The sequence below is a fragment of the Rugamonas sp. genome, from assembly GCF_025354735.1.
Taxonomy (GTDB): Bacteria; Pseudomonadota; Gammaproteobacteria; order Burkholderiales; family Burkholderiaceae_D; genus Rugamonas.
The window spans coordinates 1-26,728 of record NZ_JANXMI010000244.1 but is presented as its reverse complement, the minus strand read 5'-3'; the positions used below and the strand labels follow the sequence as shown (position 1 = coordinate 26,728).

The following is a 26,728-nucleotide window of genomic DNA, read 5'->3' as shown; positions in this document are numbered from 1 at the left end:
CATCGGGGTCAGACCCCGCCACCGTTCAGCGGCCGGAAGTCGGCGCCGGCGACAGCGGGGTCTGACCCCAAGTCACTGGCGCGGACTCACGGCGGCGCTGGCGCCGCGCCCTCTTACGGCGATGCGCACAGGCAGTGGGTCACCGCCATGAACGGTTGCTGGCGGGTGTTCAGTTCCGCCAGCCAGCCCAGGTCGTGCGCGATGTCGGCGGCGGCCGCCGGCGGCAGGCCGGTGCCCGCCAGTCCCAGCTTGACGTGCACCCCCAGCGCCTGCGCCACCGAGCCGTCGAACAGGTCGAGCAGGCGGTCGAACTTGCTGGTCTCGCGCTCGATGTACACCACCCGATAATCGCCGCCCAGCTTGGCCCGGCGCGCGGCCGATTTCAGCGCGTCGCCATAGCTGCCCAGCGTATCGACCAGGCCGCGGTCCTTGGCCTGCGCGCCGGTCCACACGCGCCCCTGCGCGACGTCGTTGATTTTTTCCGGCGTCGTCTTGCGCGCCTGCGCGGCCTTGCCGGTGAACTCGGCGTAAATATGGTTGATGCTGGCCTGGATCACCTGGCCAAAACGCGGGTCGAGCGGCCGCAAAGGATTGCCGGCGTCGGCCAGCCACGTGGTCGGGTTGCCGCCCGTGTGGATGCCCAGTTTGTCGATCACCTTGTCGGCCGTCGGCAGGATGGCGAACACGCCGATGGAGCCGGTGATGGTGGTCGGCTCGGCGATCACTTCGTCGGACGCCATCGAGATCCAGTAGCCGCCCGAGGCGGCGACGTTGCCCATCGAGACCACCACCGGCTTGCCGGCGGCGCGTGTCAGCTCCAGTTCGTGGCGTATCAGTTCGGAGGCGAAGGCGCTGCCGCCGGGCGAGTCGACGCGCAGCACGATGGCCTTGATCTTGTCGTCTTCGCGCGCCTGGCGGATCAGGTTCGAGGTCGAGGTGCCGCCGATGGCGCCGGGGCCGGCCACGCCATCGCTGATTTCGCCGGCGGCGACGATGACGCCGACGGCGTCGCCGGTCAGCTTGGGATGCAAACGCGCCAGGTAGTCGTCGAAATGGATCTGGCGGAAGGTCTTGCCGTCGCTGTCGCTGGCGCCGCTGTGCATCATCATCTGGCGGATTTCATCGCGCGCCTTGATGCCGTCGACCAGTTTTTCGGTCAGCGCCAGCTTGGCCAGGTCGCCGTCGACGGCGGCCACGCGGGCCGGCAGGTCGTCGATGCCGCGCATGATGGCGCCGGCCGGCAGCTTGCGCTGCTGTTCGATCTGGCTCGTGTAGCTGCTCCACAGCGCCGTGTTCAGATAGGTTTCCGCTTCGCTGGCGGCCGGCGACGGGCCGTTGGCGATATACGGTTCGCCGAAGCTCTTGTAGGTGCCCACGCGCAGCAGGTTGACGGTCACACCCAGCTTGTCGAGCGCGTCGTGGTAGTAGTTGCGGTAGTGGCCGAAGCCTTGCAGCATCACCGCGCCCATCGGGTGCAGATAGACCTGGCTGGCGTGGGCGGCCAGCAGGTACTGGCTCTGGTCGTAGCTCGATCCCCAGGCGATGACGGGCTTGCCGGTGGCCTTGAAGCGGTCGATGCCGGCCGCCACTTCGCGCAACATGGCCTGGCCGCCGCCCTGCATGTCGTCGACCAGCAGCACGGCGCTGCCGATGTTGGCGTCCTTGCCGGCGGCGTCGAGCACGGCCAGCACGTCGCGCAACTGGATCATCTTCTTGCTGTCGCCGCCGCGCACGCTCGACAACAGCGCTTCGCGCGCGCTGCTGCTAGCCTGTTCGACCAGCTGGCCCTTCAAGTCCAGCACCAGCGCCGTCTTGGCCGCCAGCGGCTTGGCCGCGCCGCCGAAGATGGCGTACAGCACGACGATCAGCAGCCCCAGGAACAGCAGGTTCAGGACGGCGCGGCGACCCGCGTCGAGCGCGCGCCAGCACCAGCCCAGGCCACGGCGTACATAGGAAAACGGGGATCGTGACATGGATGCTCCTGTTGAGGCGGATTGAGTGTGGTGTCAAGCTTGAACTATATGCAACTATAAGCGAAAAACGCCGCCCTGTCAGTCCGGCGCCGGCGTCGAGATCAGCCACAGGCCGGCCAGCACCAGCGCGCCGTTCATGATGAGCAGTTCCAGGCCGAGGTGGTAACTGCCGAACAGCGACTTTTGATTGACGTCGATGGCATAGCACAGCAGCGGTCCGGCCAGCACGGCGGCCGGCACCCAGCGGTCGCGCACGCCGCGCCGGCTCAGCAGGCCGAAGGCGAACAGCCCCAGCAGCGGGCCGTAGGTGTAGCCGGCCAGCTTCAGGATCACGCCTATCATGCTGGGATTATCCATCCATTTGAAGACCATCACCAACACCAGAAACAGGGCGCAAAAGCCGAGGTGGACGCGGTGGCGCCACACGGTCTTGCGCCGCTCGCTCAGGTCGCCGCGGCGCGCCAGGCCGAGCAGGTCGAGGCAGACCGTGGAGGTCAGCGCCGTGATGGCGCCGTCCGCGCTGGGGAACAGCGCCGACACCAGCGCGATCAGGAAGATCAGCTGCACGGCGGCCGGCAACTGGCCCATGACGACGGCGGGGAACAGCTTGTCGCCGGTGGCGGCGACGCCGGCCAGCGGCGCGTACAGCGACAGCAGGCCGCCCAGGTAGAGGAACAGCATCAGCACGGCCGTCAGCACGACGGTCAGCGTCAGCATGTTTTTTTGCGCGTCGGCCAGGGTGCGCACCGAGATATTCTTTTGCATCATTTCCTGGTCCATGCCCGTCATCGCGACGGTGATGAAGATGCCGGCCAGCACTTGCTTCCACAGGTAGACCGGGCTGTCGACGTCGAACGTGAAGATGCGCGTCAGGCCGTGTTCGCTCATCCGCGCCAGGCTTTGCGGCAGGCTCAAGTCGAGGCGCAGCAGCACGATGGCGACGCAGCTGACCAGGCCGATCAACATGGCGCTCGTTTGCAGCGTGTCGGTCCAGACGATGGTCTTGACGCCGCCTTCGTAGGTGTAGAGCAGTATCATCAGCAGGATCACCATGCTGGTCAGCCAGAACGGCACGCCCAGGCTGTCGAGTATCGTCAGTTGCAGGATGTTGACGACCAGGTAGAGGCGCGCGGTCGAACCGAGCGTGCGCGACAGGATGAAGAAGACGGCCCCGCTCTGGCCGGCGCGCCGGCCGAGGCGGAAGTCGAGGTAGTGGTAGATCGACGTCAGCTTGAGGCGGTAGTACAGCGGCAGCAGGATGACGATGATGGCCAGGTAGCCGAGCACGTAGCCGGCCATGATTTGCAGGTAGCCGAAGCCGTTGGCGCCGACCGCGCCCGGCACGCTGATGAAGGTGACGCCGGTCAGCGTGGTGCCTATCATGCCGAAGGCGACCAGCTTCCAGTTGCTGCGCTTGTTGCCGATGAAGTAGCTGTCGTTGGTGGCGTGGCGCGAGGTGCGCCAGGCGACGCCCAGCAGCAGCGTGAAATAGGCGAGGACGGCGAGGAAAAGTGCGGCTGGCGACATGGGTGTTCGGTGTGGGTGCGATGGCAAGGGCAGCAATATACACCGGCGCGGCGGCAACCGTGCCGCCGCCGTGGGCCGGGATCCGATACCGCTGGTCCGAGCCGCTTGCTCAGCCCGGGCGCACCGCCCTCAGTGCGCGGCGACGCGGACCTTGCGCGGCGCTGCGGCCGGCACCGCGCGCGGGTCGCGGCGGTCGAGGCGGCCGCTCAGCGCCGTCAGCCCGAACGCCGCCAGCACGACGATGGCGCCTATCCACCCGGTATGCACCAGTCCCATCTGCTCGACGATGAGCCCGCCGCCCCACGCGCCGCCGGCGATGCCCAGATTGAAGGCGGCGATATTCAGTCCCGACGCCACATCGACCGCTTGCGGCGCGAAGCGCTCGGCCTGCTGCACGACGTAGACCTGCAAGCCGGCGACGTTGCCGAACGCGAAAGCGCCCCACACCAGCACCGTCGCCAGCACCAGCGCCGGATGCGGCGCGGTGAACGTCAGCACCAACAGCACGGCGGCCAGACCGAGGAAGATGATCTTCAGCGCGCTGATCGGACCGCGGCGGTCGGCCAGCTTGCCGCCCCAGATATTGCCGACGGCGACGGACAGGCCGTACACCAGCATCACCAGCCCGACCGCGTCGGCGCCGAAGCCGGAGACGTTCTGCAAAATCGGCGCCAGATAAGTGAAGGCGGTGAACGAGCCGCCGTAGCCGACCGCCGTCATCGCGTACACCAGCAGCAGACGCGGCTGGCCCAACACCTTCACTTGTCGCAGCAGCGACGCCGGCTTGCTGTGCGCTATCGTCGACGGCACGAAGGCCAGGCTGCCGAGAAAGGCGATCACGCCCAGCGCCGACACGGCGAGGAAGCTGGCGCGCCAGCCCAAATGCTGGCCGATGAAGGTGCCCAGCGGCACGCCCGTCACCAGCGCCACCGTCAGGCCGGTGAACATGATGGCGATCGCGCTGGCCGCTTTTTCCTTGCTCACCAGCGAGGTGGCGATGGTCGAGCCTATCGAAAAGAACACGCCGTGCGCCAGCCCGGTCAGGATGCGCGCCACCACCAGCGTGGCGTAGCCGGGCGCCTGCCAGGCCAGCAGATTGCCGAGCGTGAACAGCACCATCAGCGCCAGCAGCAGCGTTTTGCGCGGCAGCTTGCCGGTCAGCGCGGTGAGCACCGGCGCGCCGACGGCCACGCCGAGCGCGTACAGGCTCACGAGCAGGCCGGCCGACGGCAGGTTCACGCCCAGATCGGCGGCGATGGTCGGCAGCAGCCCGACGATGACGAATTCGGTGGTCCCGATGGCGAACGCGCTGATGGTCAGCGCTAGCAGTGCAATAGGCATGGCAGCTTCCTTTAAAGTGTATGTGCGGAAGTATCCATGCTTTCTTTATCGCGAATAAGACTGTGGAAGGCAGAATATATTTGCGGCAGCAGCAACAATTGACCACTGACCGCCGTGGCGGCCGCCCGCCTGCTATATTTCGCCCCATGAACTCGGAAAAACTCGCCCTGCTGCTCACCTACGAAATGCCCTACGGTAAATACAAGGGCCGCAAGCTGGCCGACCTGCCCGGCCACTATCTGGGCTGGTTCGCGCGCGAAGGCTTTCCGTCCGGCGAACTGGGCGCGCTGATCGCGCTGATGTACGAGCTCGACCACAACGACTTGCGCGGCCTGCTCGACCCTCTGCGTCCTCCGCATCCTGCGCGGCCACGCCGCTGAAGGTGGGCTCTCAAGCGGATTGTTGATCGAGCTCTTGAACGGCCGCTCATGACATGAAATCGCTGATGGACGACGAGGACTGAGGCGGCACGGCGTCGTCCATCCCTCAATCCGTCGCCGGCTGGGCGGCCGGCGGGACGGCGATCTCCCGGCGTATCAATTCCATGACCGCCGCGCGCTCGGTGTCGGGCTCGGTGGACACGTCGGGCACCACGCCCGTGCCTTCCCAGCCTGCGCTGCTGTGCGGCGCCACGATCATCTTCACCGGCAGGAATACCGTCATCTTGTTCGGCAGCGGCCGGAAGTCGCCCGCGATGCCGGCGCCGGCCGTGGTCTGGCCGACGATGGTGGCGCGCTTCAGCTGCTGCATCGCGTAGGCGAAGCCCTCGGTGGCCGACGCCGTTTTCTTGTTGACCAGGATGTAGAGTTTGGCGTCCGGCAGGCGCGGTCCCGGCACGTAGGCATAGGTCCATTCCTGCTGGTTGTGCTCGCGGTCTTTTTCGAAACCGTATAAATAGTATTTTTCTTCGCCGTCAGGATAGAAGTAGGAGGCCAGGAAGCGCCCCACTTCGCCGTTGCCGCCCGGATTGCCGCGCAGGTCGATGATGACGTATTTGGCCTGCGACGCCAGGTTCATGGCGGCGGCCGCCGTACGGAAGGTGTCGGCGTTGGCGCGCCAGCCGCCCTGCGAACGGATGTAGGCGGTCGACAAGTCCATGTCCAGCTCCACCGACTCGAAGCCGAGGTCCTTCATTTTGGGCGTGCCGGCGGCATCGGTCTTGGGCGCCAGTTTTTTGGACAGCACGGCATCGCAGAATATCCGCAGATGCACATCCTGATGCACGGCGTGCAGGTCGTCGGTCATGTGCGTGGCCAGGTCGCAATCGTCGAGGCCGCGATAGGCGCCAGCCTTGGCCTTCGCCGCCAGGGCCTTGGCGTAGCGCTCGGCGATGTCGGGGAAGGGATAGGCGGCGTGGAGCTGTTCGCCGACCGAGCGGGCGACGGCTTGCGCGTCGGCGTCGGAAACGATGGCGGGCTGGGCGATGGCCAGGGCCGGCAACAGGGAAACGAGGGAGGCGAAGGCTGCGAGGGCGAGGTTGTGGCGTGGGATCAGGGTCATGGAGTAAGGGCTGGGTTGATGAGCTGCGGGTAGATGGTCAATTCCTTGAAGCCGGTCAGCGCGTCGTGCTCGCGGGCGAAGCGGTGTTCGGGCAGCAGCGCCAGCAGTAGCTCGGCGGTGGTGCGGACGATGCAGCCGGCGCCGACGTGGCCGCCGAAGACGCGGCCCTGCGCGTCCGCCACCGACATGTGCAGGTGGGCGCCGTCGGGCGAGACGGAGCCGGCCAGCGTGAGGATTTCCAGGTCGCCGCGCAGCTCGGTCGGCTGCGGCAGGCCGGCGTAGCGCAGTTGCGCGACGCTGAGGCTGCCGATGCCTTGCAGGACGAAGGCGGCGCCGGCCGGCTGGTCGACGCCCTCGCCCTGCCCGGCTTGCGCAGCCCCGATGGCGGCCTCGATGGCGGCCTTCAGGTCGTCGCCGGGATTGAGGCGCAGCGGCAGCGCCTGCATCAGGCCGGCGTTTTCAGCAGGCTGGAAAATTCGCCGCGCTCGACCAGCGCCTGCAATTCCTGGGCACCGCCGATCAGCATGCCGTTCACGAAGATCATCGGGAAGGTGCCCCAACCGGTCCACATCTTCAGGGCGCTGCGCGGCCGCCATTTCGACAGGTAGCTGCCGTAGCCGAGGTACTGGTAGGGCGTGCCGAGGCTGTCGAGGATCTTGCGGGCCTTGCGCGGAAACGGGTTCTGCCCCATGCCGACGACGACGATGGCGTTGGCGGCGACGGCGGCCTGCACTTCGCGCACGATGGCGGCGTTGCTGTCGCTGATCTTGGCGCGGATGGCCGGGTGGATGTGCGCTTCGTCGAGGATGCTGCGGCTCATAAAGTTGTCCCGTCTAGGTTTTTAATAGCGCAAGAGTAGCCGCATCCGGCCGGCCGTCAAAGTATTTTTGCAGGCAGGCGTCGAAAATCGGCTGTTCGGGCCGCGCCTGCGCGAACAGTGTCATGCTGGAGTGGAATTTGAGGTCGTCGGGACTGCCGAAGATGGCGCCGATGTCGCGCCCGGAAATCGCGCTCACCAGCGCGCTGCACTCGAACAGCCGCGCGCCCAGCACCGGATGGGCCAGGTAGGAGCGGGCGTCGGCCAGGCCGTCGAGGGCGTAGCGGCGCGCCATGTCGCTGCGGCCCAGGCCGCGCAACTGCGGGAAGATGAACCACATCCAGTGGCTGCGTTTGCGCCCGCCGCGCAACTCGGCCAGCACGGTGTCGTACACGGCCGCCTGCGCGTCGACGAAGTGTTGCAGTTTATGGGTGGCGGTCATGTTCCCTCCCCTTTTAGCTTGGACCGCGCGCCGGCGCCGGCGTTCACGGCCGGGTGTCTTGCGTTTATCGCGATGCGAAGGCCAGGCGCTTGCCTTCGCGCAGCATGCGCTCGAAATCGGCCGCCGGCACGGGCTGGCTGAACAGATAGCCTTGCAGCTGGTCGCAGCCGAGCTCGCGCAGAAAGCTCATCTGCTCGGCCGTCTCGACGCCCTCGGCCACGATTTCCTGGCGCAGCTGCTGGGCCATGGTAACGATGGCGCGCGCGATGGCGCAATCGTTTTCCTCGTGCGGCAGGCCGATCACGAAGGAGCGGTCTATCTTCAGCGTGCTGATCGGGAATTTCTTCAGGTAGGCCAGGCTGGAATAGCCGGTGCCGAAGTCGTCCAGCGCCAGCGACAAGCCCATCGCGACGAGCTGGTTCATGATGGCGACGACGTTGTCGGTGCCGCGCATGAGCAGGCTTTCCGTGATTTCCAGCATCAGCTGCTCGGGCTGCACGCAGTGGCGTTCGAGCACCGCCGCGATGCGGCCCGGCAGGCCGGCGTCGAACTGGCGCGCCGACAGGTTGACGGCCACGGGCGGCATGATGAGGTTGGCGTCCTTCCAGGCGCGCACCTGGCGGCAGGCTTCCTCCAGCACCCAGGTGCCGAGGTCGAGGATCAGGCCGGTTTCCTCGGCGACGGGGATGAACACGCCCGGCGACACCAGGCCGCGCACCGGGTGGCGCCAGCGCAGCAACGCCTCGGCGCCGACGATGCGGCCGCTGCGCAAGCTCACCTTGGGCTGGTAGTAGAGCGCCAGCTCGTCGTTGACGAGGGCCAGGCGCAGCTCGCTTTCCAGGCGCAGGTGTTCCTGGGCGCGCTGGTTCATTTCCTCGCTGTAGAACAACATGGCCGAATCGACGCCCTTGGCCTTGGCGGCGGCCACGTCGGCATAGCGTATCAGCGAGGACGTGTCGACGCCGTCCTCCGGGTAGACGGCGATGCCGATGGTGGCGCCTACCTGCAGGTGGTGGGCGCCGATGACGATGGGCGCGGCCAGCGCGTCGAGCAGTTTTTGCGCGACGATGGCGGCGTGCTCGCGCTTTTCGATGTGCAGCAGCGCGACGGCGAACTTGGCGCCGTCGAGCCGGGCCAGGATGTCGGCCTCGCGCAGCGCCAGGCGCAGCAGGCGGCCGATCTGGCACAGCAGCTCGTTGCCCGTTTCGTGGCCCAGGGTGTCGGCGATGGCGCCGATGCGGCTGATCTCGATCACCATCATGGCGCCGTGCTGCTGGCTGCGGCGGGCCTCGGTCAAGCCCTGGTCGACCAGCTGGGTCAGCAGGCAGAGGTTGGGCAGGCCGGACAGGCTGTCGTAATTGGCCATGCGCTGCATGCGCGCCTCGGCGTCCTTGTGTACGCTGATGTCGGAAAACAGCGAGAAGGTGTGGCTGATCTGGCCGGCGCGGTCGCGCACCACGCTGATCGTCACCGACTGCGGGAACAGCTCGCCGTTCTTGCGCTTGCCGATGATCTCGCCGCGCCACGGGCCATAGCCCTGCATGGCGGCGCGCACCTGGGCCCGGAAGTCGGCGTCGTGCACGCCCGAGCGCAGCAGGTCCGGGGTCTGGCCTATCGATTCGGCCGGCGAGTAGCCGGTGATGCGCGTGAAGGAACTGTTGATGGAGACGATGCGCTCGCTGGCGTCGGTGATGAGCACGCCCTGGTCGCTGTCTTCGATGATGCGGGCGTGCAGGTGGACCTTGTCCTCGTCCGACAGCGGCTCGCTGACCGTGTTGAAGCGCACGCGCATGCCGCACGGCTCGCCGCCGGCGTCCGCGATCAGCGCCAGCGCCAGGCGCACCCACACCAGCTCGCCCGACTTCTTGCGGCGCCGCACTTCGGCAACGGCGTTGGCGGGGTCGACGAACAGCTCGGCGATATTGCCGTCCTCGTCATCGTCGGCGTACAGGAACAGGATGTGCTGGCCCAGCGCTTCCGGCGCGGCGTAGCCGAACAGCTGCGCGGCGCCGCCGTTCCAGCCGGTCAGGTAGCCGGACAGGTCCAGTTCCAGCTCCGCTTCCGGCGCTTGTTCGGCGGGGCCTGCGGCGAGGCGCTCGGCTTGCAGTTGCAGCAGCGCCGCGTCGAGCTCGGCCAGCGTCTGCGTCAACGCGTCGCCCTGCTGGCCGCGCGCCAGCCGGCCCAGCGCGACGCAGCGCGCGATCGCCGCCTCAAGCATGGGAACGGCCCGCGCCGGCGGCCACGCCTTGCATCCACAGCGTGGCGTCGGCGATGCAGCGGTTGTAATCGTTCACATCGATTTGCAGCGCGGCCAGGCCAGCGCTCAGCGCCGCGAAGTCGCCCCGCTCGGCCTGCTCGACCAGCGCCAGCAATGCGCCCAGCTCGCCGTCCCGCGCCAGCAGCGCGGCGCGCACGGCGTCGCTGATGACGAGCGGCTGCAACAGCTCGTCGAGCGCCAGGCCGAACAGGGCACCCAGCAGAGAAAACATGCCGGCCATGAAAGCCTGGTCCTGGTCGGTCCGGTTCAGGCCGGCGCACCGGGCCAGCAATTCCATCGCGTGGGCGCGCAGGGCCGCGCGCGACAGCAACATGGACGCGCGCGGATCGTCGGCGCGCGAGGCGAACAGCATCAGGTTGAGCCAGCGCCGCAATTGCTGGCGGCCGAGTATCAGGATCGCCTGCGAAAAACTGCTGACGCGCCGGCCGCCGCCCACGCCCAGGGAATTGACCAGGCGCAGCAGGTGGTAGGACAGCGTCGGGTCCTGGCGCAGCACGGCTTCGATTTCATGGTTGTCGGCGTCGGCGTTGACCAGTTGCACCAGCCGCAGCGCCAGCGCGCGCGACGCCGCCTGCTGGCCGATGGGCTTGGGCGGCGGCGCCAGATACCAGTCGCCCTCCAGCCAGGCGATGGCGGGCGGCAGGTCGCGGTCCAGGCCGTCGTCCAGGCGGGCCACGGCGCCGGCCGGCAATGCCTGCCAGCCGGCTTGCTGCAAGGCCGGCGCGGCGGCGCACGGCAAGCGGTAGAAACAGGGGCCGCCGGCGGCCAGCGCTTGCAGCGCGTCCAGCGGCCAGTCGCCGGCGTCGCCCTCGGCGCAGGCCAGCAGCAAACCGGCGGACGCGCCGCTGCGGTCGGCCAAAGGCAGCAGGAACAGGGGCGGCGCGGCGGACATGGTGGTCATGGCGAAGTCCTGGAGACTGGGGTGGCGAACGATCGGCGATTCATATGGTACTCCGAAATTATTGGCGTCGGCCAACAACTGTCAAGATTGCAGTAAATGCACGTTAATGGCCGCCGACGTGATGTCGGGTCAGTCCCTACTCGACCGCGCCCCGATTCGAGCCTGTGGCCGAGCCGGATCTTACCGCCTTTTTCCCCGGCGGCAGCACACCCCTCACTCCATCAAGGGCAGGCGCGGCAAATGCCGCAGCAAACGCTCGAACAAGCCCGGTGCGCGCATGCGCTCTATCCACCAGCTCAGCGCGGCGCCGGCCTCGCCGGTGCGCCAGGCCAGGTAAAAGGTTTCGGCCGGCTTCGGTTCCTGCACCTGCTTTTCGACCAGCAAGCCGGCGGCGATGGCGGCGCGGGCGCACGGTTCGGGCAGGAAGCCGAAGCCCAGCCCGGCCAGCTGATAGTCGAACTTGCTCTGCATGGTCGGCAGCGCCAGCGTATCCTGCCCCAGCAGCAGGCCGACCGTGCGCGGCGCCATCTGGCGCGCCGAATCGGCCACGGTGATGGCGCGATACTGTTGCAATTGCGTGCGCTGCAAGGGTTCCTCGACGTCCGCCAGCGGATGGCCGGGCGCGACGGCGAACACGAAGGAAATCGTGCCGATGGGCTGCGACACGTAGCCGCCGCCGGCCGGACCGTCGCCGGGCGCGCCGATCAGCAGGTCGACGCGGCGGTCCAGCAGCGCTTCCCAGGTGCCGGACAGGGCTTCGTGCACGACGCGCAGCCGGGTCTGCTGCGCCACCTCGTAAAAGGCGCAGATGTCCTGGCGCAGCAGCAGCGTCGAAAACATCGAATCCATGCCGATGGCCAGCTCGGTTTCCCAGCCGGAGGCGACGCGCCGCACGCGGTGCTCCAGGTCTTGCGCCGCCTTGAGCAGGTAGCGCCCCTCCTTGAGCAATTCCTGGCCGGCGCGCGTGAGCAGCACGCGCGGGCCGTTGCGCTCGAACACTTGCACGCCGAGGTCGTCTTCGAGCTTGCTGACGGTGTAGGAGATGGTCGACGGCACCCGGTGCAATTCCTTGCCGGCGGCGGAAAACGAGCCGCGCCGGTCGATCGCATCGACGATTTGCAACGCTTCCAGGCTTAATCTCAGCATTCGATTTTTTCGACAGTAGAGAGGTAAATTTTCCGTTTTTTAATCGCACGGCGCCGGCGTATGATGAATTCATCGGTGCAGCGATGGCAAGATTCAGGTCGGTCCATCCCGAAGCGAGGCTTCGAAATTATCGCACATTAACTTGAAAAAAAATGGAGTCCACCATGTTGCAAATTCGTAAAAGTGAAGCACGCGGCGCCGCCAACCACGGCTGGCTCGATTCGCGCCACACCTTCTCCTTCGGCCACTATCACGATCCCGAGCACGTCGGTTTCGGCCCGCTGCTGGTCATCAATGAAGACAAGGTCACGCAGGCCCAGGGTTTCGGCACCCACGGCCACCGCGACATGGAAATCATTTCCTACGTGCTGAACGGCGCGCTCGAGCACAAGGACAGCATGGGCACCGGTTCCGTGTTGCACTACGGCGACGTGCAGCGCATGAGCGCGGGCACCGGCGTGCGGCACAGCGAGTTCAACCACTCGCGCACCGACGGCCTGCACTTCCTGCAAATCTGGATACAGCCGAATGAACTGGGCATCGCACCGAGCTATGAAGAGAAAAACTTCACGCCGGACAGCAAAAAAGGCCAGCTGCGCCTGATCGCTTCCGGCGACGGCCGCGAAGGCTCGGTGCTGATCCACCAGAACGCCGCCATCTACGCCACCATCATCGACGGCGCGGACAAGCTCGAGCATCCGCTGGCGCCGGGCCGCATCGCCTATGCCCATGTGATCCGTGGCGAGGTCGTCATCAACGGCACCGCGCTCAAAGGCGGCGACGCCCTCAAGCTGACCGAGGAGACGCTGGTCACGCTGGAGCAGGCCCGCGATGCGGAAGTGCTGCTGTTCGACTTGCCACAGCAATAAGGAGGTATCGGCGGCCGAAAAGCGCCGTCACATTTCTTCCGGTCTAAGTTTTGGTATGATGGCGGGGCGCGCCGGATCGGATCGATCAGTCCGGCGCGCCTTTTTACTTTGATACCGCCACCTTGAAGAGCTCAGCCATGCCGCACAGCGCCGATACCCCCGCAAAAGAAACCTTGGAATACATGACCTCTTGCGCGCTGCCGACCCCGTGGGCCCAGTTCACGCTGCACGCCTTCGTCGAGCACGCCACGGGCAAGGAACACCTGGCCATGGTGCTGGGCGACGTCGGCAACGGCGAGCCGGTGCTGGCGCGCGTGCACTCGGAATGCCTGACCGGCGACGTGCTGTTCTCGCAGCGCTGCGACTGCGGCGCCCAGCTCGAAGGCGCGCTCAAGCGCATCGCCGCCGAGGGCCGCGGCATCTTGCTGTACCTGCGCCAGGAGGGCCGCGGTATCGGCCTCATCAACAAGATCCGCGCCTACCGCCTGCAAGAGGCCGGCGCCGACACGGTGCAGGCCAACGAACAGCTCGGCTTCAAGGCCGACCAGCGCACCTACACGCTGGTGCAACCGATGTTCGCCCAATTCGGCGTGCACAGCCTGCGCCTGATGACGAATAATCCGCGTAAGATAGCGGCGATGGAAAACCTCGGCATCAGCGTCGCCGAGCGGGTGCCGCTGCTGGTCAACCGCAACGCCTTCAACCAGCACTACCTGAACACCAAGGCCGCCAAGCTGGGCCACATGATGACGCCGCTGACGCCGGAACCGGCCGAGGACGGCGAACTGTAACTCACCGTCGGGACGGCATGAAACTGCACCAGCTTGCAAGCCTCACCACCCTGTCCCTGATCTGCGCCGGCGCGCTGGCCGCGCCGCCCGGCATGGCCAAACCGGTCGCGCCGAGCGCCGCCCTGGTCCACGCACCGGCCGCCACGCCGCCAGCCAGTCCAACGATACCCACCATTCCAGCGACCGGCGGCGCCAAGCCGGGCGCGGCGGCGGCCGCCGACAGCGCGCCGCTGCCGCCGCCATCGAGCGCCGCGCAACAACTCTACGCCTCGGCCCGCAACGACATCCTGCAAGTGCGCTCGCTGCTCAAAAGCGGCCGCACCCAGTCGTCGGTCGGCTCCGGCTTTTTGATCGGCACCAGCAACCTCGTCGGCACCAACTACCACGTGGTGTCGCAGTTCGCGCTCGAACCGGCCACCTACGTCGGCGAATGGGTGGACACCGGCGGCCAGCGCGGCAACGTCGAACTGCTGGCCGTCGACGTGTTGCACGACCTGGCCGTGCTGCGCGTGAGCCGCAACGGCACCGGCTTCTTCAAGCTGCCCGAACCGCTGGCCAAGCTCAGCCAGGGACAATATCTGTACTCGCTCGGCAATCCGCTCGACCTCGGCTTCGCCATTTCCGAAGGCGCTTACAACGGCGTCGTCACGCGCAGTTTTTACGAACAGCTGATGTTCACCGGCCCGATCAACGCCGGCATGAGCGGCGGCCCCAGCGTGACCGTCAACGGCGCCGTGGCCGGCATCAACGTGTCCAAGCGCCTGGACGGCGAACTGGTCAGCTTCCTGGTGCCGGCCCGCTACGCGCAGGCGCTGCTGGCCACCGTCGCCCGCCAGGGCAAGCCGCCGGCCGATTTCAACGCCGTCGTCGGCGCGCAATTGCTGGCCCACCAGGGCGCGATGGTCGACCAGTTGCTGGCCACGCCGCTCAGCCTGAAGGCCATGGGGCCCTACCAGGTGCCGGTGCGCGAATCGGAACAGATGCGCTGCTGGGGCCGCTCCTCCTCGGCGGCGGAGCAACCCTTCAGCGTCGACGACACCGATTGCGCGATGGAATCGGCCATCTTCGTCAGCGGCCAGTTGCAGACCGGCCAGATCGGCATCCGCCACCAGTACATGCGCGCCACCACGCTCGACGCGCTGCGCTTTTCGCAGCAGGCCAGCGCCTCGTTCAAGAATGAAGACTTCGGCAGCGACAAAAGCAGCCACCTGACCGGCCCGCGCTGCACCGAGCAATTCATCGACAACAAAAAACTGCCGCTGCGCGCCGTGCTGTGCGTGCGCGCCTACAGCAAGTTCACCGGCCTCTACGATTTCGCCCTGCTGACGGCCAGCACCGACGAGGGCAGGATGAGTCTGCAAAGCCGGCTCGACGCGCACGGCGTTTCCTACGACAACGGCCTGCGCCTGTCGCGCGCCTTTTTGTCGGCGCTGGCGCGCGGGGCGCGGCCATGAGGCCGCCCTACTTCATCGAAGTGCTGGCCCGCAACGGCGACGTGTTGCAGCGGCATATGATCGCGGCCCTGCCGATCCGCCTCGGGCGCGGCTACGACAACGACTTCATCCTCGACGACGCCCACACGGCCGCGCGCCACGCCGTCATCGACATCGACGAGAACGGACAGTTGCAGTTGCGCGACCTCGGCGGCCGGAACGGCACGGTCCACCTCGGCCAGCGCCGCAGCGTCGTCACGCTCGACGGCGACACCGTCGTGCGGCTGGGCCACACGCGGCTGCGCGTGCGCGGCGCCGACTTCCCGGTCGCGCCGGAGCGCACCGACACCACCATGCACGGCTGGGAAGGCGCGGCGCCCGCGCTGCTGGGGCTGCTGCTGATCGCCCTGTTCACGGCCGTCGAATACTGGATGTCGCACGTGCAGCCGGTGCAGGCGGCGCCGTATCTGCTGGTGATCGCCTCCGGCCTGGGCGGCGGCCTGGTGTGGAGCAGCGTGTGGGCGCTGGGCAACCGCCTGTTCGGCGGCCACGCGCGGCTGGGGCGCCACCTGTTCATCCTCGGCGGCGGCATGCTGGCCGTCGGCGCCTGGCGCGCGCTGAGCGACGTGGCGGCCTACGCCTGGTCGGCCGAATGGCTGACCCGCTACGGCAACCTGGTGTCGATCGCGCTGGTGTGCTGCATGATTTTCTTCCACCTGTGGACCATCAAGCCCCACCATCCGAAACGCCTGGCGCTGGCCAGCTGGATCTTGCTGCTGGCCGGCTGCGGCCTGGCGCTCATCAGCAATCTGCAAAACAGCGGCCACGCCGCCGACGAGTTGTACATGTCGGTGCTGCTGCCGCCGGCCGTGCGGCACAGCCCGAATCACAGCGTCGATGAATTCCTCGGCCACGCCGCCAAACTCAAGGCGGGCGCCGACGCCGCGCGCAGCAAGCCGGGCAAGGATGACGGCGACGGCGACCAGGGAGGCTGAGCGCGCGGCGCCGAGCAGCGCCGCCGGCTCATCGCCCGACGGCGGCGCACGTCAGTTCAGGCCGGCCAGCCGCGCAGTACCAGCGCGACCACCTCGTGCAATTGTTCGCGGGTGGCGCCGGCGGCGGCCTGCACGGCCATGCCGTTCGAGACCGTCATCACATAGCGCGCCAGCTGGCCGGCGCAGGTGTCGGCCGGCAGGTCGCCGTCCGTCTTCGCCTGCAGCAGGCGGTCGCGCAGGCGCGCTTCGTTGCCGCTGCGGTGGGCGATCAATTCTTCGCGGATGGGCTGGGCGTCGTCGCTGCACGCCAGCGCGCCGTTGATGACCAGGCAGCCATGCGGCTGGTCCGATTCGGTCTGGCCGTCGGCGTTGCTGTGCAGCAGATATTCGACGACGGCGCGCGCCGTCGGCTGCGCCAGCGCGGCGGCGAACAGCTGTTCGCGCGGCAAGGCGTAGCGCTCCAGCGCCTTGTGGAACAGGTTTTCCTTGTTGCCGAACACGGCGTACAGGCTGGGCCGGTTCATGCCCATCGCCTCGGTCAGCTCCGGCAGCGACGCGCCTTCGTAGCCTTTTTCCCAGAATACCTTCATGGCCTGGTCGAGCGCGTGGTCGGCGTCGAAGGTGCGCGGACGGCCGCTCTTGCGCGGCGCGGCGGCGGCATCGACGGGAGCATCTGCCTGGGTATCGCTGTGAATATTTTTCATACCGATCGGTTAAAAACTAGTTGACAAGGTCTGCTGCGTGACCGATTATGAACCGATCAGTAAAAAACTCAAGGGTTTTTTACGCCGTACTTCTCAATCTGCCACCCACACTCTCCGAGGATGACTCATGCAAGCCAATAACAACGCGGCCGCGCCGCTGCCGGACCCGTCGTCGCCCGTCGAAACGCCCACCGGCGCGGCCTGGCTGGCCGTGCTGTCGGTCGCGCTCGGCGCCTTCGCGCTGGTCACCACTGAATTCCTGCCGGTCGGCCTGCTGCCCAGCATCGCCGCCGAATTGCGCGTCACCGAGGGCGTGGCCGGCATGATGGTGACCATCCCCGGCCTGGTGGCGACGCTGGCCGCGCTGCTAGTGCCGCTGGCCGCCGGCAAGAGCGACCGCCGCTACGTGATCGTCGGCCTGATGGTGTTGCTGGCGGTGTCGAACGGCATCGTGGCGCTGTCGTCCTCGTTCGCGCTGACGCTGTTCGGCCGGGCCCTGCTCGGTATCGGCGTCGGCGGCTTCTGGGCCATCGGCGGCGGACTGGGCCCGCGCCTGGTGCCGGCGGCGTCGGGCGCGCGCGCCACCTCGCTGATCTTCGCCGGCATTTCGCTCGGCACCGTGGCCGGCGTGCCGGCCGGCGCGCTGATCGGGGAACTGGTCGGCTGGCGCGTGGCGTTCGGCGCCGGCGTCGTGCTGGCCGTGCTGGGCGTGGTCGCCATGCTGGCGCTGATGCCGGCGCTGCCGACGGCCGTGGCGATGAAGGCGCGCGACCTGCCGCAGCTGCTGAAGATTAAAAAAGCCCGTCTCGGCATGCTGGCCACGGCGCTGATCTTCATCGGCCAGTTCGCCACCTACACCTACATCACGCCCTTCCTCGCGCAGGTCGGCGGCATGTCGGCCAAGACCATCAGCGCGCTGCTGCTGACCTATGGCGCGGCCGGCTTCATCGGCAACATCATCGGCGGCTGGGCCGTGGCGCGCAGCGTGCGCGGCGCGCTGATCGCCACCGGACTGGTGCTGGGCCTGTCGGCGCTGGTGATGCCGCTGTTCGGCACCAGCATGGTCGCCGTCAGCGCGCTGATCGTGATCTGGGGCCTGGCGTTCGGCTCGATGCCGATCTCGGTGCAGACCTGGATGTTCCAGGCCGCGCCGCACGCGATGGAAAGCGGCGGCGCCGTCTTCGTCGCCACCGCGCAGATTTCGCTGGCGTCGGGCGCGCTGGTGGGCGGCGTCGCCGTCGACCATCTCGGCGTGTCGAGCGCGATGGTGGTCGGCGGCCTGTTCGCCATCGCGATGGCGCTGCTGATCTGGCGCCACGGCCACGACCGCGCCACGCATCTGCACGCGGTCGGCTGATCGAAGACCGCTAAATCCGGCCGCGCTTGAATTCGGCCAGGAAGGCCTTCGCTTCCTGCGCCAACAGCACGACGTCGGCGTCGCCGTGCCAGGCGTAGAGAAAGGGCGTGCCGCCCAATCGGTCCGTCAGCTTGGCGAACAGCAGGAAGCGCGTCCCCAGCGGATACAGGGCGGTGTCGCCGAGGCGGCGCGAACACTGCACCATCAATTCGGGCGAGTAAGCCTGGCCTGGCATCGGATGCACTTCGACGCCGCCGGCGCGCTGCACCGACTGCACGGCCACGTGCCGGTATGCGTAAATATCCCGCGCCATTTCACTTCTCCCGTTGACCTGCGTTGCTATCAGGCCGCCATGGTAGCAGAGCGCGCAAAATGATTCATCGGGTGCATCGATGCTTGCGCATCGCCCTGAACAACCATGCGCATACTGCGCGATGAGTCCTTACCGAGAGAAATGAAGCGCGCGCTGCCCGGACAGGAGGTGCGGACCGTTGTCGAATGCGGATGGTCGGGATAGAAGAACGGACAATTGCTGAGAATCGCAGCCAGTCGATTCGACGTATTTTGCACCGCCGACCAAAATATCCCTTATCAGCAGAACCGTCGGACGCTACCGATTTCTGTCGTGATGCTGGTCAGCGCGAACAATCGCCTGGACACTTTACGGCCGCTCTTTCCCCCACTGCTCGCCATACTGAACCAGCTGGCGCCCCGCACCATCACCCATATTCGATAAGAGCGAAGCTCGCGCTTATCTACCCATGGCTCAGCGATTCGATGAACGCCAGGAAGGCCCGCGTCTTGGCGGGCGCGTGGCGGCGCGACGGGTACAGCGCGTACAGCGGGAAGCGCTCGTCGCTCCAGTCGGGCAGCAACTGCACCAGCTGGCCCGAGGCCAGCATGGGCTGCACCGCCAGATCCATCACCTGGGCCATGCCGTAGCCGGCCAGGCAGACGCTGTACAGCGTGCCGGCGTCATTGACCATCAGCTGGCTGTCCGGCGCGACGACGACGCGCTCGGCGCCGCGGTGGAACTCCCAGTCGAAGGCCTTGCCGGTGTGCGGGTCGCGGAAGTGGATGCAGGTGTGGCGGCCGTTTTCCAGGTCGGCCGGCACGCGCGGCAAGCCGCAGCGGCGCACGTAATCGGGCGTGGCGACGGTAAGTATGCGCGGCGACATCAGCTGGCGCGCGATCAGCGTCGACGCCTGCAACTGGCCGAAGCGCAGCGCGAGGTCGAAGCCGTCGCCTATCATGTCGCCCAGCTGGTCGCGCGTGGTCAGCTCCAGCTCCAGGTCGGGATGCCGCGCCAGAAACGCGCCCAGTCGCGGCCCCAGCACGATGCGCGAAAAATACGGGTCGACATTGATGCGCAGCCGGCCCCGCACCGCCACCGCGCCCCTGCCGGCCGACGCCACCGCCTCCTCCAGCCCCGCCAGCAGCGGTCCTATCTGCGCATAAAAGCGCCGGCCCTCGTCGGTCAGCGCGACCTTGCGCGTGGTGCGGTCGAACAGGCGGATTTTCAGTCGCGCCTCCAACTTGGCCAGCGCGCGGCTGACACCCGACTGCGACATCCCCAGCAGCTCGCCGGCGCCGACGAAACTGCCGCTGTCGACGATCGCATCGAGCACGCGCATGCCGTTCACCACCCGTTCATCGAATGTCATTGATGCCCCTTAGTCATGAATGATATGAGCGCCATGCTATCGGAGAATCGAGCGCCGCGCAGCATACTTCTTCCATGCGGCAGCGGCCGCCATCACCCCACAGGAGCTCACCATGTATGCAATCACCGGTATCACCGGCCAAGTCGGCGGCGCCCTCGCCCACCACCTGCTGGCCGCCGGCCTGCCCGTGCGCGCCATCGTGCGCGACGCCGCCAAGGGCGCGGCCTGGGCCGGGCGCGGCTGCGAAATCGCTCTGGCCGACATGCACGGCACTGCGGCGCTGACCCACGCCTTCACCGGCGCCAGCGCCGTCTTCGTGCTGCTGCCGCCGAACTTCGACCCAACCGACGGCTTCCCGGAATCGCGCGCCGTCATCGCCTCGCTGCGCATGGCGCTGCAAGCGGCGCGTCCCGAACGCGTGGTCTGCCTGTCGACCGTCGGCGCCCAGGCAACGCAGCCCAACCTGCTCAACCAGCTCGGCATCATGGAGCGCGAACTGGGCACGCTGGCGCTGCCGGTCGCCTTTCTGCGCGCCGCCTGGTTCATCGAAAACAGCCTGTGGGACGTGGCGGCCGCGCGCGATGGCGTGATCCCCAACTTCCTGCAACCGCTGGACCGCGAGGTGCCGATGGTCGCTTGCGCCGATATCGCGGCCCTGGCGGCGGAGCTGATGCAGGCGCGTTGGGACGGCGTGCGCGTGGTCGAACTGGAGGCGCAGGAGCGCGTCAGCCCGAACGATATCGCGGCCGGCTTCGCGCGGCTGCTGGGCCACCCGGTCGCCGCCACGGCCGTGCCGCGCGACACCTGGCATGATTTATTGACGTCGCAGGGCATGCGCAATCCGGTCCCGCGCAGCCAGATGCTGGACGGCTTCAACCAAGGCTGGATCGATTTCGAAGGCGGCCCGCACATGTCGCGCAAGGGCGGCACGACGCTCGACGCGGCACTGCGCGCGCTGCTCGAACGCGCCTGATAATGCGCAGAGGGCGCCCGCGACGACGCACAGCGAACCTGGCGGCGGCCGCGCGGCGCCGGCGTGATCGGCTTGCGCTAGTCGACAGCGGGACGGGCGCCGCGCGGATACAGTTTCAGGACAAGCCCTCGGCTTGCTTGATGTGTCTGCGGAGCGGCCTACAATGAAGCAGCAGCGGTTCACCTGGGATGAAAAGAAACGGCTGCTCAACCTGAAAAAGCATGGCTACGATTTCGCCCAAGCTGAAGCAGTGTTCCTCCGCGAAAATTATGTTCGTGAAGACAAGCGCCACTTTTATTCCGAGCGGCGCTTTATCACACTAGGTTTTTTGGGCAGCACAGCCGTAGCCATCACCCACACGGAGACCGATTATGAAATCCGAATCATCTCGTTCCGCAGAGCCGATCGGCGAGAAACCGAAATTCTCTATTCACAGGTCATCCGGTGAAACGGATCTGCGGCGGGTCTTTAATATGAAGGACAGCGACATCGAGCTTACCGGAGAGGATTCCGAAGCCCGTCCCGAAGATATGGAGAATGGAATTGTGCGTATGAACTTTGGCCCGCCGCCGCCCAAGGTGGCCGTCGAACTGCGCATCGATGAAGATGTGCTGTCATGGTTCCAAAGGCGCGAGCCTGAGTACTACAAAGTTTTAATCAACATCGCGCTGCGCGAGTACTACGACGAGCTGCGCCAATATTACGAGCCTCCCTTGGACCGCTGAGTCCTCAGCGGCGCACCAGCAGCGCCACGGCTTCGGCCGCGATGCCTTCTTCGCGGCCCAAATACCCCAGCTTCTCGTTGGTCTTGGCCTTGATGTTGACCTGGCCCACCGTCACGCCCACATCGTCGGCCACGTGCGCGCACATGGCGCCGATGTGCGGCGCCATCTTCGGGCGCTGCGCGATGATGGTGGCGTCGATGTTGCCGATGTCGTAGCCGGTCGCCCGCACCCGGCGCGCCGCTTCGCGCAGCAGCGTGCGCGAGTCGGCGCCCTTGAATTGCGGGTCGGTGTCGGGGAAGTGCTTGCCGATGTCGCCCAGCGCGGCGGCGCCGAGGATGGCGTCGGTGATCGCGTGCAGCAGCGCGTCGGCGTCGGAGTGGCCCAGCAGGCCGAGGTGGTGAGGGATCGTCACCCCGCCCAGAATCAACAGCCGGTTTTCCACCAGCGCGTGGCAGTCGTAACCCTGGCCGATGCGGAACGGGAGTGCGGCGGCTGCGGCGACTGCGTTGGATGTGTCGGTGGTGCTCATGGTGTGCCTCGTGGATGCGTATTCAATGGTTTTAGTCGGATGAATCGGCCAGGTACATCTCGGCGATGCGGACGTCGGCCGGCAGCGTCACTTTCAAATTGCGCGGGTGGCCTTCGACCAGCACCGGCGACAGGCCCAGCGCTTCGACGGCGCTGGCGTCGTCGGTGACGAGGGTGGCGTCGGTGGCGGCGGCCAGCGCGCGCGTCAGCAGGCGATAGGAAAACATTTGCGGCGTCTGCGCCAGCCACAGGCCGTCGCGCGGCACGGTGCCGACGGCGGCGCCGGGCGCGGCGCGCTTGACGGTGTCGACCACCGGCAGCGCCAGCAGGCCGCCGGCCGCCGCCGTGCCGACGCCGGCGATCAGTTTCGCGATCAGCGCCGGCGTCAGGCCGGGTCGGGCCGCGTCGTGCACCAGCACCCAGTCGTCGTCGCCGACTTGGTCGCGCAGCGCGCGCAAGGCGTTCCGCACCGAGTCCATGCGGGTGGCGCCGCCGCAGCGCAGCACCGTCACGCCGGACGGCGGCAGCAGCGCGTCGATATAGGGATCGTCGGCGCTGACGACGACGTAGGTGTGGGCGATCAGCGCGCTGCCGAGGAAGGCGTTCAGCGTGTGGCGCAACATCGGCTGGCCGGCCAGCGGCAGGTATTGTTTGGGGCCGCCGGCGGCCATGCGGGCGCCGACGCCGGCGGCCGGGATCAGCGCGAAGTAGCGCGGCGCGGGCGATGCGGCGGCAGTGGGGGAAGCGGCGGCAGTGGTGGAGGCGGCGGTGGTCGGGTTCACGATGGGCTTTCGATTAGGGCCGGCGGGCCGGGACGGCGGGCCGCAGCTTGCCGAGGATGGTGGCGATTTCGCTGCCGCAGACTTTGCCGAGGCGCGCATATTCTTCGGGCGCGTCGATCAGCGCCTGCTGCTCTTCGACCCGGGCCAGCTCGCCGCGGATATACGGCAGCCAGCCGCTGTTGATTTCATGTTCCAGCGCCGACATGGCGGTGCCGGACGGCGCGTACAGCGGCTTGTCGCCGAAGCGTTTGGTGAGCGCCTCGCGCACCTGCTGGTCGACCTTGGGCAGATGGTCGGTGTAGGCTTGCAGGTGGCGCATCTCGTGCGCCAGCACTTCCTTGTAGGCGCAGCTGTCGGGCGGCAGTTCCCTGGCGATGTAGATCACCACCGGCATGTAATAGAGCTCGACGTCGATCTGCGGCGCGACGCATTCGTAGCCGCTGGCCGGGTCTTGCAGGATGGGGCCACCCAGCGCCACTTCGACGCGCGACTCGGTGCGGGTCAGGCCGGCGGCGAAGGAATAGGCCGGCGCCACGTCCTTCATCACCGTCAGCGCGCGCGCGGACAAATGGGTGTCGATGCTGTAGCCGTGCTTTTGCGAGACCAGCACGGTGACGGTTTTTTTGATCGTGTCTTCGCAGCGGACCTGGAACGGGGTGCGCTCGGCGGCTTCGGCGGCGCGGCCGACGAACAGGCTGAAAAACAGGCCGGCCACCATCACCGCCCGCAAGCCGGTGAAACGCGGGCGGCGGCCAACCGGCCTCCCCCAACCGCTGGAACGGTGCGGCGCAGTCACGGTGTTCAACCTGTTATTGAGGCCAGGCGCCGGAGCGGATTTTGTCGAGCCAGAAAATGCCGATCACGGTTTTGACGTCGGTGATGCGGCGGTCCCTCACCCATTCGAGCAATTCGTCGATGGTGGCGGTGAAGGTTTCGAGGAACTCGCCGTCGTCGAGCCTGGCCGCGCCGGCGCTCAGGCCGCGCGCCAGGAACAGTTCCAGGTGCTCATCCGAATAGGCGATGGCGTTGTGGATGGTGCTGACGAACTGCCACTCGGTGGCCGTGTAGCCGGTTTCTTCTTCGAGCTCGCGCTTGGCGCAGGCCAGCGCGTCTTCGCCGGCGTCGATTTTACCGGCCGGGAATTCGATGAACACGCGGTCGAGCGGATAGCGGAACTGGCGCTCCATGAGCACGCTGCCGTCGGCCAGCAGTGGCAGGATCACGACGGCGCCGGGATGCTTGATGTATTCGCGGGCGGTGATTTTACCGTCGGGCAGCGTCACGCGGTCGCGCTGCACTTTGAGGAAGTGGCCGTCGTAGACCGGACCGCCGTCGATGCGGGTTTCTTTCAGATGCAGATCCATGCCGGCTCCGTCGATGAACTATGGTGGCAGTGTATCAGCCGTGCCGCTTGCGCAGGTAGCGCATCACGAAACCGGGAAAGGCCAGCACCAGGAACAGGCAGGCGCCGATGGCGTAGAACTCCCAGGTTTGCACGAAGGCGTTGCCGAGTTTGGCTTCGAGGGCGCAGCCGATGGCGCCGACGACGAAGTACAGCACGATCAGTTCCAGCAGGCGGATAAAGAGGGGCTTGCGCGCCCGCCCCTGCGCGGCGGCGTTCTTCAAGGGCACGACGGCGAACAGCTTGTCGTTGAAGAACGGCAGGTTGGCGGCCGCGATTGCGAGCACGATCACCAACCAGCTGGCGGACGCGACTTCCATTACGAGTTCAGCGTCTTGGTCATGGCGCTCAGGCAGGCGCCCAGCAGCGGACCGGGCAGCACGCCCATCAGGACGATGGCCGCGCCGTTCAGGCTGAGGATGAAGCGGGTGTCGCCGTTGGTGACGATGGGCGCATGGTCGAGCGGCTCATCGAACCACATCATCTTGACCACGCGCAGGTAGTAGAATGCGCCGATCAGCGAGAACATCACGGCCAGCACGGTCAGCCAGATCTGGCTGGTGGCCAGCACCGAGCTCAATACCGAGAACTTGGCCATGAAGCCCATCATCGGCGGCACGCCGGCCAGCGAGAACATCAAAATCGACATGACGACCGCGAACCACGGGCTGCGCTGGCTCAGGCCCTTGAAGTCGGCCAGTTCTTCCGCTTCGAAGCCGTTGCGGGCCAGCAGCATGATGACGCCGAAGCTGCCCAGCGTCGTCATCACGTAGGTGATGGCGTAGTACATGGCGCCGGCGTAGGCGGCCGGGGCGAAGTCGGAACGGGTGCCGACCACGCCGGACAACAGGCCCAGCAGCACGAAGCCCATTTGCGCGATGGTCGAGTAAGCCAGCATGCGCTTGATGTTGGTCTGGGCGATGGCGGTCAGGTTGCCGATGGCCAGCGACATGACGGCCAGCACCATCAGCATCTGCTGCCAGTCGACGGCCATCGGCAGCAAGCCTTCGACCAGCAAGCGGATGCAGATGGCGAAGGTGGCCAGTTTCGGCGCACCGCCCAGCAGCAGCGTGACGGCCGTCGGCGCGCCCTGGTAGACGTCCGGCACCCACATGTGGAAGGGCACCACGCCGAGCTTGAAGGCCAGGCCGGCGACCAGGAACACCAGGCCGAAGATCAGGATGGTCGGCTTGATGGTGCCGCTGGCGGCGGCCTTGGCGATCAGGGTCAGGTCCAGCGTGCCGGTGGCGCCGTACAGCATGGAGATGCCGTACAACAGGAAGCCGGAGGCCAGCGCGCCGAGGATGAAGTATTTCATCGCCGCTTCGGTCGAGCGGCCGTCGTCGCGGCGCAGCGCGATCAGCGCGTACAGCGACAGCGACATCAGTTCGACGCCGAGGTAGATCGACAGCATGTTATTGCCGGAGATCATGACCATCTGGCCCAGCAGCGAGAACAGGGCCAGCACGTAGAACTCGCCGCCGAGGTTGCCGCCCAACATGCCACGGTCGGTGGCGTAGCTGCGCGAGTAGATCAGCGTCAGGCCGACGGCCAGGTAGGAGAACAGTTTCAGCAGATTGGCCATCGGGTCCGAGATGAACATGTTCGAGAACGTGTACACCGTGGTGCCGGCGTTGTAGTCGGCGAAGCTGAACCAGCCGCAGACCAGCAGCGTGGCCAGCGACAGCAGATAGGTGATGTGGCGCTTGCTGTCGGACAGGAACATATCGATCAGCAGGATCGCCGACGCGGCGACCAGCAAAAAGATCTCCGCCGACAGCGGGGCCATGTCAGGCGTAACCTGGGGAATCACAGAGGTAATCATGTATGCGTTTCCGTTTTCTTCTTAGTAAGGCAGCTTGCTCGCGGCGACATGCTTGAGCAGGTCGGCGACGGAGGTTTGCATGGTGTCGGTGAACGGCGCTGGATACAGGCCCATCACCAGCACGGCGATCGCCAGGATGCCCAGCATCAGGAACTCGCGGCCGTTGATGTCGACCAGCTCGGCCACATGGTGGTTGGTGACCTTGCCGAAGATGACGCGCTTGGCCATCCACAGCGAGTAGGCGGCGCCCAGGATCAGGGCGGTGGCGGCCAGCAGGCCGATCCAGAAGTTGAACTGGACCGCGCCGAGGATGACCATGAACTCGCCGACGAAGCCGGAGGTGGCGGGCAGGCCGCAGTTGGCCATCGAGAAGAAGATGAACAGGGCCGCGAACTTCGGCATCTTGTTGACCACTCCTCCGTAGTCGGCGATCTGGCGCGAGTGGGCCTGATCGTAGAGCACGCCGATGCACAGGAACATGGCGCCGGAGATGAAGCCGTGCGAAATCATTTGCACGATGCCGCCCTGCATGGCGATGTCGTTGAAGACGAAGAAGCCCAGCGTGACGAAGCCCATGTGGGCGATCGACGAATAGGCGACCAGTTTTTTCATGTCCTTCTGGACCAGGGCCACCAGGCCGATGTAGATCACGGCGATCAGCGACAGCGTGATCATGAAGCCGGACAGGTAGTGGCTCGCATCAGGCGTGATCGGCAGCGAAAACCGCACGAAGCCGTAGCCGCCGAGTTTCAGCA

The 26,728-nt window shown here is 66.8% G+C and carries 29 protein-coding genes; 9 read left to right on the top strand and 20 right to left on the bottom strand.

Annotation, left to right across the window (positions count from 1 at the left end):
• Positions 1-113: 113 nt before the first annotated feature.
• From sppA to Q0S71_RS20295, 3 genes are all read right to left on the bottom strand, one after another.
• Positions 114-1,973, bottom strand: coding sequence for a signal peptide peptidase SppA (gene sppA, locus Q0S71_RS20305; protein WP_295999860.1), 1,860 nt, complete (start codon positions 1,971-1,973; stop codon positions 114-116).
• Positions 1,974-2,051: 78 nt separating this feature from the next.
• Positions 2,052-3,500 carry a sodium:solute symporter gene (locus Q0S71_RS20300; protein ID WP_295999859.1) on the bottom strand — a complete coding sequence of 483 codons (1,449 nt, stop codon included), beginning with the start codon at positions 3,498-3,500 and terminating at the stop codon, positions 2,052-2,054.
• A 129-nt stretch (positions 3,501-3,629) separates the two neighbouring features.
• A complete protein-coding gene (locus Q0S71_RS20295) occupies positions 3,630-4,841 on the bottom strand; it encodes an MFS transporter (protein WP_295999858.1) in 1,212 nt (403 codons plus the stop codon).
• Positions 4,842-4,987: 146 nt separating this feature from the next.
• On the opposite strand from Q0S71_RS20295, the gene Q0S71_RS20290 reads away from it, so the two are divergent.
• The gene (locus Q0S71_RS20290) at positions 4,988-5,221 is read left to right on the top strand and encodes a DUF3820 family protein (RefSeq protein ID WP_295999857.1); all 234 of its coding nucleotides are present in this window, start codon (positions 4,988-4,990) and stop codon (positions 5,219-5,221) included.
• A gap of 106 nt (positions 5,222-5,327) precedes the next feature.
• Here the strand turns inward: Q0S71_RS20290 and Q0S71_RS20285 are convergent, their stop codons facing one another.
• The 7 genes from Q0S71_RS20285 to Q0S71_RS20255 form a co-directional block, all read right to left on the bottom strand.
• Positions 5,328-6,341, bottom strand: coding sequence for a S41 family peptidase (locus Q0S71_RS20285; protein WP_295999856.1), 1,014 nt, complete (start codon positions 6,339-6,341; stop codon positions 5,328-5,330).
• Entirely contained in the window at positions 6,338-6,787 is a 450-nt protein-coding gene (locus Q0S71_RS20280) for a PPC domain-containing DNA-binding protein (RefSeq protein WP_295999855.1), read from the bottom strand. The genes Q0S71_RS20285 and Q0S71_RS20280 overlap by 4 nt, the downstream gene beginning before the upstream one ends.
• On the bottom strand, positions 6,787-7,161 hold the full coding sequence (locus tag Q0S71_RS20275) for a glutaredoxin (RefSeq protein WP_295999854.1): 375 nt from the start codon (positions 7,159-7,161) through the stop codon (positions 6,787-6,789). The genes Q0S71_RS20280 and Q0S71_RS20275 overlap by 1 nt, the downstream gene beginning before the upstream one ends.
• A gap of 13 nt (positions 7,162-7,174) precedes the next feature.
• Positions 7,175-7,600 carry a DUF1810 domain-containing protein gene (locus Q0S71_RS20270; protein WP_295999853.1) on the bottom strand — a complete coding sequence of 142 codons (426 nt, stop codon included), beginning with the start codon at positions 7,598-7,600 and terminating at the stop codon, positions 7,175-7,177.
• A 64-nt stretch (positions 7,601-7,664) separates the two neighbouring features.
• A complete protein-coding gene (locus Q0S71_RS20265; RefSeq protein ID WP_295999852.1) occupies positions 7,665-9,818 on the bottom strand; it encodes an EAL domain-containing protein in 2,154 nt (717 codons plus the stop codon).
• Entirely contained in the window at positions 9,811-10,779 is a 969-nt protein-coding gene (locus Q0S71_RS20260) for an EAL and HDOD domain-containing protein (RefSeq protein WP_295999851.1), read from the bottom strand. Before Q0S71_RS20260 ends, Q0S71_RS20265 begins: the two co-directional genes overlap by 8 nt.
• A 213-nt stretch (positions 10,780-10,992) precedes the next feature.
• On the bottom strand, positions 10,993-11,925 hold the full coding sequence (locus tag Q0S71_RS20255) for a LysR substrate-binding domain-containing protein (protein ID WP_295999850.1): 933 nt from the start codon (positions 11,923-11,925) through the stop codon (positions 10,993-10,995).
• Positions 11,926-12,089: 164 nt separating this feature from the next.
• Between Q0S71_RS20255 and Q0S71_RS20250 the strand changes: the two genes are divergently transcribed.
• The 4 genes from Q0S71_RS20250 (at position 12,090) to Q0S71_RS20235 (ending at position 16,013) form a co-directional block, all read left to right on the top strand.
• Positions 12,090-12,794 carry a pirin family protein gene (locus Q0S71_RS20250; RefSeq protein WP_295999849.1) on the top strand — a complete coding sequence of 235 codons (705 nt, stop codon included), beginning with the start codon at positions 12,090-12,092 and terminating at the stop codon, positions 12,792-12,794.
• A gap of 137 nt (positions 12,795-12,931) precedes the next feature.
• The gene (ribA, locus tag Q0S71_RS20245) at positions 12,932-13,585 is read left to right on the top strand and encodes a GTP cyclohydrolase II (RefSeq protein WP_295999848.1); all 654 of its coding nucleotides are present in this window, start codon (positions 12,932-12,934) and stop codon (positions 13,583-13,585) included.
• Positions 13,586-13,602: 17 nt separating this feature from the next.
• Complete coding sequence (locus tag Q0S71_RS20240) at positions 13,603-15,039, top strand: serine protease (protein WP_295999847.1); 1,437 nt, start codon at positions 13,603-13,605, stop codon at positions 15,037-15,039.
• Positions 15,036-16,013 (top strand): FHA domain-containing protein, encoded by a 978-nt coding sequence (locus tag Q0S71_RS20235; protein ID WP_295999846.1) that lies wholly within the window; start codon positions 15,036-15,038, stop codon positions 16,011-16,013. Before Q0S71_RS20240 ends, Q0S71_RS20235 begins: the two co-directional genes overlap by 4 nt.
• Positions 16,014-16,069: 56 nt before the next feature.
• Here Q0S71_RS20235 and Q0S71_RS20230 read toward each other — a convergent pair whose 3' ends face one another.
• Complete coding sequence (locus Q0S71_RS20230) at positions 16,070-16,717, bottom strand: TetR/AcrR family transcriptional regulator (RefSeq protein ID WP_295999845.1); 648 nt, start codon at positions 16,715-16,717, stop codon at positions 16,070-16,072.
• A 127-nt stretch (positions 16,718-16,844) separates the two neighbouring features.
• On the opposite strand from Q0S71_RS20230, the gene Q0S71_RS20225 reads away from it, so the two are divergent.
• Positions 16,845-18,074: an MFS transporter gene (locus Q0S71_RS20225; RefSeq protein WP_295999844.1), complete on the top strand. Its 1,230-nt coding sequence runs from the start codon at positions 16,845-16,847 to the stop codon at positions 18,072-18,074.
• 10 nt (positions 18,075-18,084) lie between these two features.
• Here Q0S71_RS20225 and Q0S71_RS20220 read toward each other — a convergent pair whose 3' ends face one another.
• Together Q0S71_RS20220 and Q0S71_RS20215 are read right to left on the bottom strand one after the other, a co-directional pair.
• Positions 18,085-18,387: a hypothetical protein gene (locus Q0S71_RS20220; RefSeq protein WP_295999843.1), complete on the bottom strand. Its 303-nt coding sequence runs from the start codon at positions 18,385-18,387 to the stop codon at positions 18,085-18,087.
• Between the two features lie 442 nt (positions 18,388-18,829).
• Positions 18,830-19,738, bottom strand: a complete 909-nt coding sequence (locus Q0S71_RS20215; RefSeq protein WP_295999842.1) for a LysR family transcriptional regulator — start codon at positions 19,736-19,738, stop codon at positions 18,830-18,832.
• A 112-nt stretch (positions 19,739-19,850) separates the two neighbouring features.
• Here Q0S71_RS20215 and Q0S71_RS20210 point away from each other — a divergent pair, with 112 nt between their 5' ends.
• The 3 genes from Q0S71_RS20210 (at position 19,851) to Q0S71_RS20200 (ending at position 21,436) form a co-directional block, all read left to right on the top strand.
• Positions 19,851-20,711: an NAD(P)H-binding protein gene (locus Q0S71_RS20210; RefSeq protein ID WP_295999841.1), complete on the top strand. Its 861-nt coding sequence runs from the start codon at positions 19,851-19,853 to the stop codon at positions 20,709-20,711.
• A 163-nt stretch (positions 20,712-20,874) separates the two neighbouring features.
• The gene (locus Q0S71_RS20205; protein ID WP_295999840.1) at positions 20,875-21,159 is read left to right on the top strand and encodes a BrnT family toxin; all 285 of its coding nucleotides are present in this window, start codon (positions 20,875-20,877) and stop codon (positions 21,157-21,159) included.
• Complete coding sequence (locus Q0S71_RS20200) at positions 21,083-21,436, top strand: BrnA antitoxin family protein (protein WP_295999839.1); 354 nt, start codon at positions 21,083-21,085, stop codon at positions 21,434-21,436. The genes Q0S71_RS20205 and Q0S71_RS20200 overlap by 77 nt, the downstream gene beginning before the upstream one ends.
• Before the next feature lie 4 nt (positions 21,437-21,440).
• On the opposite strand, the gene ispF is transcribed toward Q0S71_RS20200, so the two are convergent.
• The 7 genes from ispF to Q0S71_RS20165 form a co-directional block, all read right to left on the bottom strand.
• Positions 21,441-21,965, bottom strand: coding sequence for a 2-C-methyl-D-erythritol 2,4-cyclodiphosphate synthase (ispF, locus tag Q0S71_RS20195; RefSeq protein ID WP_295999838.1), 525 nt, complete (start codon positions 21,963-21,965; stop codon positions 21,441-21,443).
• Between the two features lie 31 nt (positions 21,966-21,996).
• Positions 21,997-22,665, bottom strand: a complete 669-nt coding sequence (gene ispD, locus Q0S71_RS20190) for a 2-C-methyl-D-erythritol 4-phosphate cytidylyltransferase (protein WP_295999890.1) — start codon at positions 22,663-22,665, stop codon at positions 21,997-21,999.
• Positions 22,666-22,759: 94 nt separating this feature from the next.
• A complete protein-coding gene (locus Q0S71_RS20185) occupies positions 22,760-23,542 on the bottom strand; it encodes a hypothetical protein (RefSeq protein ID WP_295999889.1) in 783 nt (260 codons plus the stop codon).
• Between the two features lie 13 nt (positions 23,543-23,555).
• Entirely contained in the window at positions 23,556-24,110 is a 555-nt protein-coding gene (locus Q0S71_RS20180; RefSeq protein WP_295999837.1) for an NUDIX hydrolase, read from the bottom strand.
• A 34-nt stretch (positions 24,111-24,144) separates the two neighbouring features.
• A complete protein-coding gene (locus Q0S71_RS20175; RefSeq protein ID WP_295999836.1) occupies positions 24,145-24,468 on the bottom strand; it encodes a DUF2818 family protein in 324 nt (107 codons plus the stop codon).
• Positions 24,468-25,973: an NADH-quinone oxidoreductase subunit NuoN gene (gene nuoN / locus Q0S71_RS20170; RefSeq protein ID WP_295999835.1), complete on the bottom strand. Its 1,506-nt coding sequence runs from the start codon at positions 25,971-25,973 to the stop codon at positions 24,468-24,470. The genes Q0S71_RS20175 and nuoN overlap by 1 nt, the downstream gene beginning before the upstream one ends.
• Positions 25,974-25,994: 21 nt before the next feature.
• The coding region (locus Q0S71_RS20165; protein ID WP_295999834.1) for an NADH-quinone oxidoreductase subunit M at positions 25,995-26,728 on the bottom strand (734 nt) is incomplete at its 5' end.

Coding starts and splice junctions, on each gene's coding strand:
- sppA (WP_295999860.1), bottom strand. CDS start 1,973: ATGTCACGATCCCCGTTTTCCTATGTACGCCGTGGCCTGGGCTGGTGC.
- Q0S71_RS20300 (WP_295999859.1), bottom strand. CDS start 3,500: ATGTCGCCAGCCGCACTTTTCCTCGCCGTCCTCGCCTATTTCACGCTG.
- Q0S71_RS20295 (WP_295999858.1), bottom strand. CDS start 4,841: ATGCCTATTGCACTGCTAGCGCTGACCATCAGCGCGTTCGCCATCGGG.
- Q0S71_RS20290 (WP_295999857.1), top strand. CDS start 4,988: ATGAACTCGGAAAAACTCGCCCTGCTGCTCACCTACGAAATGCCCTAC.
- Q0S71_RS20285 (WP_295999856.1), bottom strand. CDS start 6,341: ATGACCCTGATCCCACGCCACAACCTCGCCCTCGCAGCCTTCGCCTCC.
- Q0S71_RS20280 (WP_295999855.1), bottom strand. CDS start 6,787: ATGCAGGCGCTGCCGCTGCGCCTCAATCCCGGCGACGACCTGAAGGCC.
- Q0S71_RS20275 (WP_295999854.1), bottom strand. CDS start 7,161: ATGAGCCGCAGCATCCTCGACGAAGCGCACATCCACCCGGCCATCCGC.
- Q0S71_RS20270 (WP_295999853.1), bottom strand. CDS start 7,600: ATGACCGCCACCCATAAACTGCAACACTTCGTCGACGCGCAGGCGGCC.
- Q0S71_RS20265 (WP_295999852.1), bottom strand. CDS start 9,818: ATGCTTGAGGCGGCGATCGCGCGCTGCGTCGCGCTGGGCCGGCTGGCG.
- Q0S71_RS20260 (WP_295999851.1), bottom strand. CDS start 10,779: ATGACCACCATGTCCGCCGCGCCGCCCCTGTTCCTGCTGCCTTTGGCC.
- Q0S71_RS20255 (WP_295999850.1), bottom strand. CDS start 11,925: ATGCTGAGATTAAGCCTGGAAGCGTTGCAAATCGTCGATGCGATCGAC.
- Q0S71_RS20250 (WP_295999849.1), top strand. CDS start 12,090: ATGTTGCAAATTCGTAAAAGTGAAGCACGCGGCGCCGCCAACCACGGC.
- ribA (WP_295999848.1), top strand. CDS start 12,932: ATGCCGCACAGCGCCGATACCCCCGCAAAAGAAACCTTGGAATACATG.
- Q0S71_RS20240 (WP_295999847.1), top strand. CDS start 13,603: ATGAAACTGCACCAGCTTGCAAGCCTCACCACCCTGTCCCTGATCTGC.
- Q0S71_RS20235 (WP_295999846.1), top strand. CDS start 15,036: ATGAGGCCGCCCTACTTCATCGAAGTGCTGGCCCGCAACGGCGACGTG.
- Q0S71_RS20230 (WP_295999845.1), bottom strand. CDS start 16,717: ATGAAAAATATTCACAGCGATACCCAGGCAGATGCTCCCGTCGATGCC.
- Q0S71_RS20225 (WP_295999844.1), top strand. CDS start 16,845: ATGCAAGCCAATAACAACGCGGCCGCGCCGCTGCCGGACCCGTCGTCG.
- Q0S71_RS20220 (WP_295999843.1), bottom strand. CDS start 18,387: ATGGCGCGGGATATTTACGCATACCGGCACGTGGCCGTGCAGTCGGTG.
- Q0S71_RS20215 (WP_295999842.1), bottom strand. CDS start 19,738: ATGACATTCGATGAACGGGTGGTGAACGGCATGCGCGTGCTCGATGCG.
- Q0S71_RS20210 (WP_295999841.1), top strand. CDS start 19,851: ATGTATGCAATCACCGGTATCACCGGCCAAGTCGGCGGCGCCCTCGCC.
- Q0S71_RS20205 (WP_295999840.1), top strand. CDS start 20,875: ATGAAGCAGCAGCGGTTCACCTGGGATGAAAAGAAACGGCTGCTCAAC.
- Q0S71_RS20200 (WP_295999839.1), top strand. CDS start 21,083: ATGAAATCCGAATCATCTCGTTCCGCAGAGCCGATCGGCGAGAAACCG.
- ispF (WP_295999838.1), bottom strand. CDS start 21,965: ATGAGCACCACCGACACATCCAACGCAGTCGCCGCAGCCGCCGCACTC.
- Q0S71_RS20180 (WP_295999837.1), bottom strand. CDS start 24,110: ATGGATCTGCATCTGAAAGAAACCCGCATCGACGGCGGTCCGGTCTAC.
- Q0S71_RS20175 (WP_295999836.1), bottom strand. CDS start 24,468: ATGGAAGTCGCGTCCGCCAGCTGGTTGGTGATCGTGCTCGCAATCGCG.
- nuoN (WP_295999835.1), bottom strand. CDS start 25,973: ATGATTACCTCTGTGATTCCCCAGGTTACGCCTGACATGGCCCCGCTG.